General features: G+C 61.7%; 8 protein-coding genes and 2 riboswitches. Of the genes, 5 read left to right on the top strand and 3 right to left on the bottom strand.

Annotated elements, in window-relative coordinates:
* Window positions 1-37: 37 nt before the first annotated feature.
* Window positions 38-457, bottom strand: coding sequence for a VOC family protein (locus ACZ6WW_RS00345; RefSeq protein WP_465272494.1), 420 nt, complete (start codon window positions 455-457; stop codon window positions 38-40).
* Window positions 458-589: 132 nt separating this feature from the next.
* A riboswitch (glycine riboswitch) is annotated at window positions 590-674 on the top strand.
* A gap of 1 nt (window position 675) precedes the next feature.
* A riboswitch (glycine riboswitch) is annotated at window positions 676-757 on the top strand.
* 47 nt (window positions 758-804) lie between these two features.
* Between ACZ6WW_RS00345 and gcvP the strand changes: the two genes are divergently transcribed.
* Both gcvP and ACZ6WW_RS00355 read left to right on the top strand, forming a co-directional pair.
* On the top strand, window positions 805-3,675 hold the full coding sequence (gene gcvP, locus ACZ6WW_RS00350; RefSeq protein ID WP_465272495.1) for an aminomethyl-transferring glycine dehydrogenase: 2,871 nt from the start codon (window positions 805-807) through the stop codon (window positions 3,673-3,675).
* 282 nt (window positions 3,676-3,957) lie between these two features.
* On the top strand, window positions 3,958-4,965 hold the full coding sequence (locus ACZ6WW_RS00355) for a hypothetical protein (RefSeq protein ID WP_465272496.1): 1,008 nt from the start codon (window positions 3,958-3,960) through the stop codon (window positions 4,963-4,965).
* A 100-nt stretch (window positions 4,966-5,065) separates the two neighbouring features.
* On the opposite strand, the gene ACZ6WW_RS00360 is transcribed toward ACZ6WW_RS00355, so the two are convergent.
* Window positions 5,066-7,720: a M1 family metallopeptidase gene (locus ACZ6WW_RS00360; RefSeq protein ID WP_465272497.1), complete on the bottom strand. Its 2,655-nt coding sequence runs from the start codon at window positions 7,718-7,720 to the stop codon at window positions 5,066-5,068.
* A gap of 157 nt (window positions 7,721-7,877) precedes the next feature.
* On the opposite strand from ACZ6WW_RS00360, the gene ACZ6WW_RS00365 reads away from it, so the two are divergent.
* From ACZ6WW_RS00365 to ACZ6WW_RS00375, 3 genes are all read left to right on the top strand, one after another.
* Window positions 7,878-8,684 carry an SAM-dependent methyltransferase gene (locus ACZ6WW_RS00365; protein WP_465272498.1) on the top strand — a complete coding sequence of 269 codons (807 nt, stop codon included), beginning with the start codon at window positions 7,878-7,880 and terminating at the stop codon, window positions 8,682-8,684.
* Between the two features lie 170 nt (window positions 8,685-8,854).
* Window positions 8,855-9,160: a hypothetical protein gene (locus ACZ6WW_RS00370; RefSeq protein ID WP_281852614.1), complete on the top strand. Its 306-nt coding sequence runs from the start codon at window positions 8,855-8,857 to the stop codon at window positions 9,158-9,160.
* A 95-nt stretch (window positions 9,161-9,255) separates the two neighbouring features.
* On the top strand, window positions 9,256-11,022 hold the full coding sequence (locus ACZ6WW_RS00375; RefSeq protein ID WP_465272499.1) for a GGDEF domain-containing protein: 1,767 nt from the start codon (window positions 9,256-9,258) through the stop codon (window positions 11,020-11,022).
* Window positions 11,023-11,048: 26 nt separating this feature from the next.
* Here ACZ6WW_RS00375 and ACZ6WW_RS00380 read toward each other — a convergent pair whose 3' ends face one another.
* Window positions 11,049-14,405, bottom strand: coding sequence for an autotransporter outer membrane beta-barrel domain-containing protein (locus ACZ6WW_RS00380; protein ID WP_465272500.1), 3,357 nt, complete (start codon window positions 14,403-14,405; stop codon window positions 11,049-11,051).
* Window positions 14,406-14,459: the final 54 nt, after the last annotated feature.

Consider the following 14,459-nt stretch of genomic DNA (forward strand, 5'->3'; position numbering starts at 1 on the left):
TGACGCGCATCACATCCGAGACGTCCTGTTTGGGCATTCAGGCAAATGGCGGCCCCTTGAGTTCGACCATGTTGCCTTCCGGGTCGAAGGCGTAGATCGAAGGTCCTTCGCCCTGCGCGCCATAACGTAAACCGATATCGCCAACGCGTGCATCGTGCGCCAGCAGATGCGCGACGATCGATGCCTCGTCGTAGCCGTCCACGCTCAGGCACAGGTGGTCCATATTGTGTTTTTCGCTTTCCGGCCCGGCGCCTCCCAGACGTCCAAGCTTGCTATCGATAGCTACTAGATCGATCAAGGAACGACCGGCGCGCAGCTGCACCAGGCCGATCTCGTCCTGCCGCCGCTCCTCGGTGCAACCTAGCACCCCGCAGTAGAAGGCCTGGACCTTGGCCACATCGCGCACGCGTAGAACCACGTGGTCGATGTGCTCGATGCTGAACGGGGGTTTGGGCATGGTTGGGGCCGCTTGGTGGGGAATCCCGGGAGGCTACCAAAAAGCCTTATCTCAACGTCGCGCGACTTCGGGAGGCTTTGAAATAACCTCAGTTTTCATCGGCGCCCCAAGGCCTTATAATCCGCTCTTCGCAAGCTCGCGGTGGGAGAAGCGGGGTGACCCGCTGCCGAAGGCGCAACGCCCGTAATCGCTCAGGCTCCCATACCACCGCGCGCGAACACTCTGGAGAGACCGGTTGAATCCGGCGCCGAAGGGGCACGAAGCGCGAGCTTCCAAACTCTCAGGCAAAAGGACAGAGGGGCGCCCCGCGTACGGCACGTGCGCTGTTTTCGGATGCCCTAATCCTCATGAGCCAGAACTCCACCCCTTCCCTGCGTGAGCTCGAGCACCACGGCGCGTTCATCGAACGCCATATCGGCCCCAACGACGCCGAGATCGCATTGATGCTGCGCACCGTCGGCTACGACTCGCTCGATGCGATGACCGACGCGATCGTGCCGGGCAAGATCAAGTCGCCCGCGCCGTTGGCCTTGCCGCAGTCGGTCACCGAAGAACAGGCGCTGGCCAAGATTCGCGCGATCGCCGACAAGAACCATGTGTTCCGCAGCTTTATCGGCCAAGGCTACTACGGCACACTGACGCCGAACGTCATCCTGCGCAATATCCTCGAGAACCCGGCGTGGTACACGGCCTATACGCCGTATCAGGCGGAGATCTCGCAGGGTCGTATGGAAGCGCTGATCAATTTCCAGACGATGGTCGCCGATCTCACCGGCATGGACATCGCCAACGCGTCCCTGCTGGACGAAGCCACCGCGGCGGCCGAAGCGATGACCCTGGCCAAGCGCTCGGCCAAGTCGAAGTCGAACGTGTTCTTCGTGTCCAAGGACGTCCATCCGCAGACGCTCGAGGTGCTGCATACGCGCGCTGACGGCATCGGCATCGAGCTGCATGTGGGCGACGACAGCGATGCGCTCAACGTCGACAGCTTCGGCGCGCTGCTGCAGTACCCCAATACCTTCGGCCAGATCAACGACTACAAGGCGCTGACCGATGCCGTGCACGCACGCGGCGGCCTGGTCGCCGTTGCCACCGACCTGCTCGCGCTCACCCTGATCGCCTCGCCGGGTAGCTGGGGCGCGGACATGGTGGTCGGCAACAGCCAGCGCTTTGGCGTGCCGTTCGGTTTCGGCGGCCCGCATGCTGCGTATCTGGCCTGCCGCGATGCGTACAAGCGCTCGATGCCCGGCCGCCTGATCGGCGTCTCGGTCGATGCCGAAGGCAAGCCGGCATACCGCCTCACCTTGCAGACTCGCGAACAGCACATCCGCCGCGAAAAGGCCACCTCGAACATCTGTACCGCGCAGGTGCTGCTGGCCGTCATGGCCAGCACGTACGCCGTGTATCACGGCCCGGACGGACTGCGTCGCATTGCGCACCGCGTGCACCGCATGAGCGCGATCCTCGCCGCCGCGTTGCGCAAGCAGGGCATCACCGTCGGTCCCGATTTCTTCGATACGCTGCATATCGTCGATGTCGACGCCTTGGCGATTCACACCAAGGCTCAGGCGGCCGGTATCAATCTGCGTGCCATCGATGGGCGCAGCCTGGGCATCAGCCTGGACGAAACCGCGACCCGCGCCGACCTGGTTGCGCTGGCCGGTATCTTCGGTGCCAAGCTGGACGACATCGATGCGCTCGATGCCGCCACGCCGGACGCCCTGCCAGCCGCGCTGCGCCGCCAGAACGCTTTCCTCGAACACCCCGTGTTCAACACGCATCACAGCGAACACGAATTGCTGCGCTACCTGCGCTCGCTGGCCGACAAGGACCTGGCCCTGGATCGCACGATGATTCCGCTCGGTTCGTGCACGATGAAACTCAACGCCACCGCCGAGATGATCCCGGTGACCTGGCCGGAGTTCGCCAATATCCATCCGCTGGCGCCGGCGAACCAGTCGCAGGGTTACCAGCAGCTGATCGACGAACTCGAAGCCATGCTGGTCGAATGCACCGGCTACGACGCGGTCAGCCTGCAGCCGAACTCCGGCGCACAGGGCGAATACGCCGGGCTGCTGGCGATTCGCGCCTATCATCGCTCGCGCAATGAAGGCCATCGCGATATCTGCCTGATTCCCGAATCGGCACACGGCACCAACCCGGCTTCCGCGCAGATGTGCGGCATGACGGTGGTGGTGACCAAGTGCGACAGCAACGGCAACGTCGATCTCGATGATATTCGTGCCAAGGCGGAGAAGTATTCCGACCGCCTCGCCGCGTTGATGATCACCTACCCGTCCACGCACGGTGTATTCGAGGAAGACGTGGTCGCGATCTGCGACATCGTTCACCAGCATGGTGGTCAGGTCTATACCGACGGCGCGAACATGAATGCGCTGGTCGGCGTGGCCAAGCCCGGCAAGTGGGGCTCTGACGTATCGCATCTGAACCTGCACAAGACCTTCTGCATTCCGCATGGCGGCGGTGGCCCGGGCGTGGGCCCGTGCGCAGTGAAATCGCATCTGGCGCCGTTCCTGCCGCGTACGCTCGGCGGCGAAGGCCATGTCGGCATGGTCAGTGCCGCGAGCTTCGGTAGCGCCAGCATCCTGCCGATCAGCTGGATGTACATCACGCTGATGGGCACCGAAGGCCTGCGCAAGGCGACCCAGGTCGCGCTGCTCAACGCCAACTACATCGCCAAGCGCCTGGAAGCGCATTTCGAGACGCTCTACACCGGTCGTAACGGCCTGGTGGCGCACGAGTGCATTCTCGATCTGCGTCCGATCAAGGACGCCACCGGCATCAGCGCCGAGGACGTTGCCAAGCGCCTGATCGATTTCGGCTTCCACGCACCGACACTGAGCTTCCCGGTGGCCGGCACCTTGATGGTCGAGCCGACCGAAAGCGAATCGCAGCACGAGCTCGACCGCTTCATCGACGCGATGATCCAGATCCGCGACGAAATCCGCGCCATCGAAAACGGCAACCTGGATCGCGAAGACAACCCGCTGCGCAACGCACCGCATACGGCCACGATGGTTACCGCCAGCGAATGGACCCATGCATACCCGCGCGAGCTGGCCGCCTTCCCGCTGCCGAGCCTGAAACTGCAGAAGTACTGGTCGCCCGTCGCTCGTGTAGATAACGTTTACGGCGACAAGAACATCATGTGCGCCTGCATTCCGGTGGATGCTTATAAGGAAGAAGCCGAGGCTTGATATAAGCGGCCTCGTCAGAAAAGCCCCGCATTGCGGGGCTTTTTTTTATCGAATGGATTTTCCATTTCTAATTAGAAAATCTAAACTTCACATTCTTGCGCACATTATCGACATCATTCCGTCGACTTATTTCGATTGAAATACCCCGTCACACTTTCACATTCGTTACCGCTTCTACATTGGGGCGTCGGCGTTCACGCGCTGGCGGAACAGGGGTAACGCGCTGCGCATATCGCCGGCGCGCTTCATGGACGACTTCCCTTTCTGTAAGGAGTCGTAGCAATGATGAAGTTCAGTTCGAGATTCAGAGCAGGTAGCTACCTGCTCGCCGCTCTGTGCATCATAGGCTCGGCCGTGTTCGGCGGCGAACACGCACAGGCGGCGGATGCCGCGCAATTGACGACGGTGGGCCAGCTCAGTGCAACGCAAAAACCTCAAGGCGTACCTGACGATTATGTCGTCACGCCCAACGGCTATTTTTCGGCAAGCTGTGTAGTAACCGTACACAAGGGCGATCAACTACAGGCCAATGGCATGATCCAGCGTGCCACCGGTGCGTTGGAAAAGCCCGCGCAATGTACGCAGCCCAATTTCACCCTGCAAGGCGACCGTGTCGAAGCCAACGGGCAGCGCTCGCTGAGTTCGCTCAAGCGTCGTACGCCACCGCCCGAGCAAAGCGGTTGGGTACAGGCTGCCAACTACGCCAGCTCTACCCCGATCGGCCGCATCGTAGCGACATGGACCGTGCCCTCGCAGCCGTCCAATCGCGGCAGCCAGGTGATCTACTTCTTCCCGGGCCTGGAGCAACTACCGAACGTGCAGTCGATCCTGCAACCGGTGCTAGGCTGGAACGGTTACGGCGACAAGGCCTGGACCCTGGCAAGCTGGAATTGCTGCGTGGATGGCACGACCTTCCACAGCGATCCGATTTCGGCTCACGCAGGCGATGTCGTCGTCGGCGACACCTACTCGAACTGCAGCCCCGGCGTAGCGTGCTCCAGCTGGAACATCGATTCGCGCGACACGACTACCGGCCAGACCAGCTCGCTGACCACCAACCCCTATGCCGATCTCACCTGGGTATTCGGCGGCGTGCTTGAGGTCTACAGCGTCGCCACATGCAATCAATATCCGGGCGGCCCGATAACCTTCAGCAATATCCAGGTCTATGACCGCAACAACAATCGCGTATCGAATCCACCGTGGCAGGGTTCGGATACGTCGGGTATCACTCCGCAGTGCAACTACGGCCTGCAGACGACAGCTACCACCGCCACGCTTTCGTACTGAGAACGATCGCAAAAAAAATCGCCCCGACAGCAATCGGGGCGATTTCTCTTTCAACGGCTAAAAACAACCTCAGTTTTTCTTCGTGATCCGAGGCATGAAGTTAAGCACCGTGCTTTTTCAACCACGCATCGATAGCCGGTAGACGCTCGTCGCGCACCTTGATGCGGTACTGGATATTGGCAACGGTTGTATCGGCACTGCGACGCGAACTGGCAGCGATGTACTTGTCGGCAAACGCCTTGACCTTGTCGATCATGGCCGGATCCAGCGAACGGGTGGCGAGCGCAGGGTAATAGCGTGCCGTAGAAGTGGAATCGACCTTCTTGTCGACCTGATCCTTGTGCGCGACGGCAAAATCGAAGGCCATCTCGGGATGCGTGCCCGCTACTGCACCGATCATGCCGCTGCTGTTGGTTGCGCCCGGTTCGTCGGTCAGTGCCAGATCCAGCGCACGCTGGGCCAGTGCCTTGTCACGCACAACCGACAGCAACGCGTAGAGCTGGTCCTTGACCAGCGGCGTCTTCTCGGCCTGGGCCATCGCATGCAAGCGATCCCAGGTAGCCGCGTCCGCGTTCCTGGCAACCACCGCAAGAACGGTCCTGCGCAGCGCGGCCGGCATGGCCGACGGGTCCTTGTCCATCGCGTTGAAGCGGCGATTCGCTTCCTTGACCACGGCCGGATCACCCAGCGAGCCGAGCGTACCGATCAGGTCGTTACGCAACACTTTGACCGGATCGGGCTCGCCCGCCTTTGCTTCCCAACCCACGTGAGCGAACACCGGTTGCAGGCGCGCGATAGCGAACTTGCGGAACGTCTGCTGCCGCGCATCGTCGCCCTGGTAGTAGCTGTCCAGCGACGACAGATCGCCCGCGATGTTCTCCCAGATTTGCGGGTCGGCGGTGGCCGGTGCGGCCTGAGCCAGATCGAGGAAATCCGACGCGGGCTGCAGGCCGGCCATGCCTAGCGCCCAGGTGTCGTCCATCACGCCGAGCTGGTCGATCGGTGCGAGCTTGGCAAACATGTGCTTGATCGCATCGAACTGCCCGGTGCCGTATAGCGTGCGGTAATAACCGCTCTGCCCTGCGTTAACGATCGCCAGCCCACAACCGGGCACTTCCAGCGTCGCATGACCGTCGACCAGGGCACTCACAGGCTCGCCGTTCAGCGTCTTGACGATCACCGGCACGTGCCAGGACAGCGGCTGCTTGTCCGGGCGATCGCGAGTGAACTCGGTCTGCGTGAGCTTCACCGTCGTCTTGCCTCCGCTGCATTGCACCGACTCGACCTTGATCATCGGGATGCCCGGCTGCAAGGTGAAATCATGCGCGATCTGCGTCACCGGCTTGCCCGGTGCGGCCGCCTCGACTTCGCGCCACAGATCATCGGACACGGTATTACCGTAGGCATGCGCCTTGATATAGCGGCGCACGCCATCGCGCCAGGCATTGGAGCCAACGTAACCTTCGAGCATGCGGATGACCGACTCGCCCTTCGAGTAGGTGATCGCATCAAATGCCTGGCTGGCTTGCTCGACGGTATCGATCTGCTGCACCACCGGGTGCGTGGTGGCGATCGCGTCGCGATTCATCGCCGCCTCGCGCACGCCGACCGCTTCGAGCGCGGTATTCCATTCCGGATGCAGCTTGGCGGTGGTGCGGCCTTCCATCCACGAAGCGAAACCTTCGTTGAGCCACAGGTTGTCCCACCAGCGCATGGTCACCAGGTCGCCAAACCACTGGTGCGCCATCTCGTGCGCCTCCACCGAGAACACGCCCTGCTTGTCCGCCTGGGTCGACACGGTTGGATCGAGCAGCATCGAATATTCAAAGGTGAAGATCGCACCCCAGTTTTCCATCGCGCTGAAGAACTGGCTGCTACCGGGCGCAGCGATATTGTCGAGCTTGGGCAGCGGATACGGCGTGCCGAAATAGTCGTTGTATTCGGCCAGGATCAGCTTGGCCGAGTCCAGCGCAAAGCCAGCCTGCGACGACGCGCCTTTTTGGGTGATGACCCCGACTTCGGTGTTGCCGGCCATGGCAGTCGCACGATCGAACTCGCCCAGGCCAAAGAACAGCAGATAGGTCGACATCTTGGGCGACTGTGCGAAATCGACCGTTACCAGCCCATTACCCGCATCGGTCTTCTTGGCGATCGGCATATTGCTTACGGCCATCTGCGTCGCCGGAACGGTCGCGTGCAACGCAAAGGTCGCTTTGTAGTTGGGCTCATCCCACGACGGAATGAAACGGCGCGCATCGGAATTTTCGAACTGCGTATAGAGCGCGCGCTTCTTGCCATCCTTGTTGTCATAGTCGAGCGCGAACAGGCCATTGGCCTGCGTACCGATCTTGCCGGTGTAGTTCATCGCCAGCCGGTATTCGCCCTTGGCCACGGGCTTGGCAAACGTGAAGGTCGCCGTCTGGTTTTCAGCGTCGATGCTGACCTTGGGGGCCGCCAATGCCTTGCCCTTGACCGGCGTCAGCGTCACCGACGAGAACGTCATGTCGATCGCGTTGAGGGTAATGCTGGCCGTGGGCTGCAGCACGTCCACCGTCACCGTCACCTTGCCGTCGAAGCTCAACGCTTCGGCATGCGGCGTAACGGCCACGTCATAGTGCGTGGGACGTACGGTGCGCGGCAACTGCGTGGTGGCCTGCTCGGCGGCGGCTGGCGGCGCCGATTGCGCGACTGCAGGAAATAACGGTGCGCCCGCAAGCGCCAGGACTATCGCGGAAACCAGGTAACTACGACGCATGATGACCCCTCTTAATTTTTTTACGATCGAACAACGGGACTGAACTGGCGGAGCATGACCGATTCGCCCGCGCCAGCCATATGCCATTCGCTTGCTCGCGCGGCTTTTCCATACGTCGCCGCGCGGGTACATTCGTTGCATCGACATGGAGAATCTATTGAACACCCCCCCATCGAACGGCAGCCTGGTCTGCGTCGGCATCGGTATCACCCTGGGCGCCCACATCAGCCCCGTGGCCCGTAACCATATTCAACATGCCGACGTGGTCTTTACCGGGGTTTCCGATGGCGTGGTGGAGTTGTGGCTACAGGAAATGCATAAGGACGTGCGAAGCCTTCAACTGCTCTATGGCGAGGGCGTACCGCGCATGGACACTTACCGGCGGATGGTGGAAACCATGCTGGCCGAAGTCCGGCTTGGCAAACGCGTCTGCGGCGTGTTTTACGGACACCCCGGGGTGTTCGCCTGGGCGCCGCACAAAGCCATTGCCCTGGCGCTGCAGGAAGGCTATCGGGCGCACATGGAGCCGGGCATATCGTCCGAGGACTGCCTGTATGCCGACGTCGGTATCGACCCGGGCAGCGTCGGCTGCCAACACTACGAAGCCAGCCAGTTCATGGTCTACCGGCGCCGGATCGACCCCAGCGCCTGGCTGGTGCTATGGCAGATCGGGCTGGCCGGGGACCGCTCGTCCACACGCTTTGCCACCGGGCCGGCCTACCGGCAATTGCTGGTCGAAGTGCTGGCAAGGGACTATCCGCTCGACCATCAGGTCATCCTTTACCAGGCAGCCACCCTGCCCATCCAGAAGCCACGCATCGAACGGCTGGCCTTGGCCGACCTTCCAGGGGCGAACACCGGCATGGGGGATACGCTGGCCATCCCTCCCTTCGGCCCGATGCAGCCTGACCTGGCGATTCGTGCCCGACTGGAGGCATTGGATCATCCGCCGGTCAACGAATAAGCAGACAATACCGTTCAGAAAAGCAATCGGTCTATTACTTTTGAAATCGTCGATATAACCGGCTGTATGGCGATATGATGTGGGCTTGCCAGGCACCAGGCGGCTAAATGCGGCTATGCTGCAAGTACAAGCGGCTCACTAAAAAAGCCAGCTATCAGGGGGATAGTTTCATGTCGAATGTCATTGAGTTTCTGGAAAAACTGGGCCAGGACGCGCAGCTGCGCGATGCCCCGCAGGAAGAGCTGGCCGAGGCATTGGCCGAGGCACAGGTGGAAGCCCCGTACTGCTCGGCCATCCTTGCCAAAGATGCCTCCCAACTGCAGGACCTGCTGGGCCTGCGCCCGATGCTCTACGTGCTGATGCCGGCCGAAGAAGAGGAAGAAGAGGATGGAGAAGATGAGGAAGAACATGAAGAGGAACCCGGGTCCGTGCTGGCACCTGGTTCCGAACGCCTGATCGCCGCTGCTTCGACCTGATCGACTTACTCTGAGGTCACGGCAGGATGCCCTGGCGTTCATTCCGCGGAATCATCTTGGCGCTGTGCCTCGTCGCGGGCTCGGCGCAGGGTTCTGTGCCTACGCCAAACGATCTCGCGCAGCAATTGCTCGAAGCGGATAGCGTCAAGACGTCGCGGCACGACGAATTCCTGCGCCTGCTCTACCAGCTCGACAACCAGGCATCGAAACTCACCCCCAAGCAGCAGTGGCATCTGCGCTACTTGCACGCCTGGCAAGTGGTGTTCAACGGCCAATATCCGGAAGCGAGCGCGCTGTTGAACGACATCATCGAGCGCTCCGATGACACGACAATGCGTTTTCGTGCCAATGCCACCATCATCAATGTCCTGGGGGTTACGCATCGTTACGAGGACGCGTTCCGGCATCTGAACCAGCTGGTGGACGACCTGCCGCAGGTCACCGACAAAGCTGCGCGTTATCAAGGCCTGGGTGAAGCGGCGCAGCTGTTGATCTTCGCCGAACAGTACGACCAGGCCATCGGTTACGCCGATGAAATGCTGCAGGACCTGCCCGCGGGCGAGAACGTCTGCAAAGCGATGTACTTCAAACTGCATGCCGAATTTCGGGGCGGTATGCCGCAATCGGGCGACCCGCCGTTCCAGGAGGGAATAAGTGCCTGCCTGGCCGGAAAAGAGCCACTGTTCGCCGATGCCCTACGCACCGATGTCGCCACGCTTGAAATCGCGCGCAATCACCCTGTCCAGGCAATCGCGATACTCAAGGACCACTATCAGGATGTGCTGGGTTACAACTATTCCGCCCTGACCATGCAGTTCAATGCGCTGCTCGCCAAGGCCTATTGGCGTGCGGGCAATATCGAGGAAACCGAGAAATACGCCAATGCCGTCATTGCCGGCGCGATCCCGAACGAGTACACCGAGCCGCTGAGCGCCGCCTACTCGCTGCTTTATCAAATCGAAGCCAAGCGCGGCAATTCGCATGCAGCGCTCGATTATCACGAAAAATACATGGCAGCGGACAAGGGCTATCTCAACGACGTCACCGCGCGCACGCTGGCTTATCAGATCGTCAATCAGCAGCTCAAGGCGCGCAAGCTCGAAGTCGAGGCGTTGAACAAGCGCAATCAGATCCTGCAGCTTCAGCGTGCGCTCGATCATAAAGCGGTCGAGGCAAGTCGGCTCTACATCCTTTTGCTGATCACCATCCTGGCCTCGATCGCCCTGCTGCTATACCGCATCAAGCGTTCGCAGCTGCGGTTCATGCGCCTGGCCCGACAGGATGGCCTGACCGGCATTTTCAATCGTCAGCATTTCGTCGAAGAAGCCACCAACGTTTTGCGGCACTCGGAACGGGGCCACCGTCCGGCCTGCCTGATTCTGATCGACCTGGATCATTTCAAGCAGATCAACGATACGCACGGGCATGCGGTGGGCGACCAGGTTCTGCAAAACGCGGTGACAGCGTGCAGGCAGAACTTGCGCCAGGGCGACGTATTCGGTCGTCTGGGCGGCGAGGAGTTCGGCATCCTGCTGCCCGACTGCGTTGCGGCCACCGCCTTCGATCGCGCCGAGCACCTTCGCAAGGCGATCGCGGCAACGCCGGTGGACGCGGCCCATAGCCATGTCGCCATCTCGGCCAGCTTCGGCGTGTCCTCCACCGAACGGGCCGGACACGACCTGCAGCGATTGCTGGTCGACGCCGATCACGCCCTCTATCGCGCTAAACACAGTGGACGTAACCGCGTGGAGTCCGGCAACGCCGGCGACTCGATCATGCCCAGCGCGCCTGTCGACGCGAGCAAGCGCAAAGCCGATCCGGACATGTCCAACGCATCCTCGCTGGCTGAGCCTGCAAGCTAAGCCTGCAGGCCCCATTGCTCGCGGTCTTAGAACGCAACGGTCAAGCTCATCCGGGCCGCCTGGTCTTTTGCGTGGCTGGCGAACTGCCCCTGATAACTCGTATCGACGGTCACGCTGCGGCTGAGCGGAAAGCTCAGGCCGAAGGTTGCCGCCGCCGCATTCTGCGCCACCGGCACGCCGTCGACAGTGAAGGCATTGACACCACCGCTGACAAAACGCTCGGTGCTGGCGCTTTGCGTATCGCCCCAGGCATGCTGCCATCCCAGGCCCGCATAGGCCCGCAAGCCGCCTGGCGCGAGCGCGAAGTTCACACGCAAGCCAAGGGTAGCGAACGTCTGCTGACTGGTATCGCCCTGCACTGCCAAGGCCGCGCTGCTGCCCGACTCGGCAAAGGCATCGGACTTGATCCGCACGTGAGCCAGATTGAGGTAAGGCTCAAGCGAGGTGTTCTCGCCCATCGCGAAGCGATAGCCGCCGTCGATATACGCCTGCGCGGTATTGGCATCGTAGCGTCCGGCATTGGCAGCGACGAACGGCCCGAACGCGATATGGCGTGTGCTGTCCACTTGCTGCCAGGCGTAATCCACGCCGCCCTGCAGTTGAAAACCGCCGCTGTTCACGCTGCCGTAAAAGCCCAGGTGAGTCGAGGTCGCATGCGCCGACGAGCCGATATCGTCCACGCGTATGGACGTCTGTCCGTATCCGGCAACGGCACCGAGGCGGGCGTTGCTGCCGACTCCCAAGTCCGCACCGATCAGCAACCCGCTGCCGTCTGCCTGCAAACGCGACGCATCGCCATCGGCATCGTGATCACCCCAATGCCCCCATGCGGCAGTCCACGCAGTGACGCCGTTTGCATCGCTGGCCTGCGCGCCATCGGCGGCATTTTCCTGCCCGAGCAGATGATTGTTCACGGCATCGCGAACATAGCGACTGTCGTCGAACAACGCCGTCCGTGTGCTGGCATAGAGTTCGCCGCTCAGTTGGTTGAACGCTTGCGGCGCTGCAGCCGCTTGCAGCTGGGTCAGTGCGGTATAGACCGGACTGGCGAAGCCGAGCGTATCGGCCGAGGCTGCCGTTGCGCGCTCATTGGCGGTTCGCGCAAGGCTGACGAACTGGATATCGTTGCGCTGCAGCGACAGGTTCACGCTGTTGGCCGAATACGTCAGTACCGGCGTCAGGAACGCCAGGCTCGAGGTCGCGGCCGCGAACTGGCCGCTGACACCCTGGTTGGCCGTGAGAATGGTGTAGTTGGTCAGTGGCGCCCAATTACCGGCCTGCGCCAGTACCACTGTACTTCCATCAAGCGACGCCTTGCCGCCGATGGCAAGGCGACTGGCTGCACCTGCCGGCGTTGCATCGATACTCAGCACGCCGTCCTTGTTCTGCGTGTAATTGCCGGCAATGGTGAGCGTACCGATCGAACCACCCGGCGCGACGGTGCCGTCGTTGATCACGCTGCCGCCGATCGAGCCATGCCCGCGCAGGGTGGCGCCTTGCGCAACCTGCACATCCCCGGCCACCGCTGCAGTGGGCGACGTATCATCGCCGATCGCCAGCGTACCTGCCTGCACCAACGTGCTACCTGTATACGTATTGACGCCGGTAAGCAGCAAGCTGCCCGAACCTGTCTTGGTGAGGCCTGCATTACCGCTGATCACTCCGCTCTGCGTCGCGGCATCGCTGCCTTCTACATCGAGCGTGGTATCGCCTTGCAACACCATGGCGTTGGCGATGTTCACGCCCTGGGCGTAAACGATGGTCGGAGCCACGGCCATCAAACGACCCGTGCCGATGGCCTGGCTATTGGCCAGCACCAGCGTGCCGCCCGTGACCGTCGTGTCACCGCTGTAGGTACTGGCGCCGGACAGTGTCACCGTACCGTCGCCGATGGCCACGCCGGCAAAGTTCGAGATGACGCCGCTGTAGCTGAAGTTATTTCCGGCGCCTGGCGCGATGCTCAGTGTGCTGCTGCCGGTGCCACCGGAGATATCGCCATTGATCTGCGCCGCGCCGCCGAGAATCTGCAGGCTGCTATTGCCACTGCCCAGATCCACCGCCTTGGCGCCGGCCAGGGCGGTGATCGTGCCGTAGTTGACGATCGTGACGTTATTGGCGCCGGTGGTTATCGCCGCCTCGCTTGCACTGCCGCCCTCGATCGTGCCGCTGGCCAGGTTGGTGATGCTGAGCTTGAAGCTGGTCGCCGCTCCCGTCGCAGCGATGCCCGCGCCATTCTGCCCCTTGATCAAACCGCTATTGGTGATCGTGGTGTCGCCATAGATGCCCTGCACCGGAATCGGCGCGTCCGTCGTGGGATCCTTGTCCAGACCAGCCAGCGTGATGCCGTGGGACACACCGCCGTTGACGTTATCGCCCTCGATGGTGCCGGAATTGACGATCGTGCCGCCGCCAACCGTCACACCTTCGCTGACATCGTTGAATGCCTGCTTGGAAAGAATCGTCCCGGTGTTGGTCAGATGGACCAGGCCGTCGACATCCACGCCATCGCCATCGCCGGCCACACCGTTTCCGATGATCGTGCCGTGATTGACGATGGTGACCAGTTCGTTGCCGTTGAAGCCATCGATATTGATGCCCGAACCGTTGTCGCCCTGAATCGTGCCGCCCAGGTTATTGGTGACATTCAGCGTAAACGTGCCGTCGGTCGTGGTGTCCTTGTTGCCGCCGGTAATGCCATGGCGCGCGCCCTCGATCAGACCGGTGCCCGCCACGGTCTGCGTTCCCGTGGTGGCGTTGTTCACCGTAATGCCCGAGTTCGACTGCAGATCGACACCATCGGTGCTGTCCGTGCTGCCGGGGTTGTTGGTCGAGCGAATGATGCCGTCGTTATTGACCACGCCATTGACGCCGGGACGAACCGCGTCGGCCTCGTTGGCTTCGATCACACCCGTGGCAGCATTGTTGAGTACATTGGTACCCGTCGTGATGGCATTGAAATCGATCGCTTGCGAGCCGCCCGCCGAAGCATTCAACGAAATCAGCGTGCCGGCGTTGTTGAACGTGATATTGCTGTTCTTCTTGTTCATCTGGATCACGTCGGCGTCGGCGGTCTGGATCGTCGCGCCGGCGCTGTTGGTGACCGTCAGGGTGAGCTTGCCGGTATTGTCGCGAATGCCGCGCCCGGTGCCCGTTTGCAGGATCGTGCCGTTGTTGGTCAGCGTTGCATTGCCGGTGACCGAAATCGCATCCGTGGCGCCGGCTACCGAAAGCGTACCGCCGGCATCCACCGTTCCCGTCTGGCCTGTAGCTAGCGTCTTGGCGTTGGGATCGGTCTGCCCGTTGGTGACTTCGAACGTCGTCGCCCAGGCGGAGTGATCTTCCAGCAAGGCGAGCAGACCAAGAAGAGCGACATACTTTTTCATGCGAGTCCCGGGCGGTGGCAAAGCCCGGCACTGTGGCAAAGGAGTGATGACAGT

The organism is Dyella sp. NPDC103356, assembly GCF_055584465.1.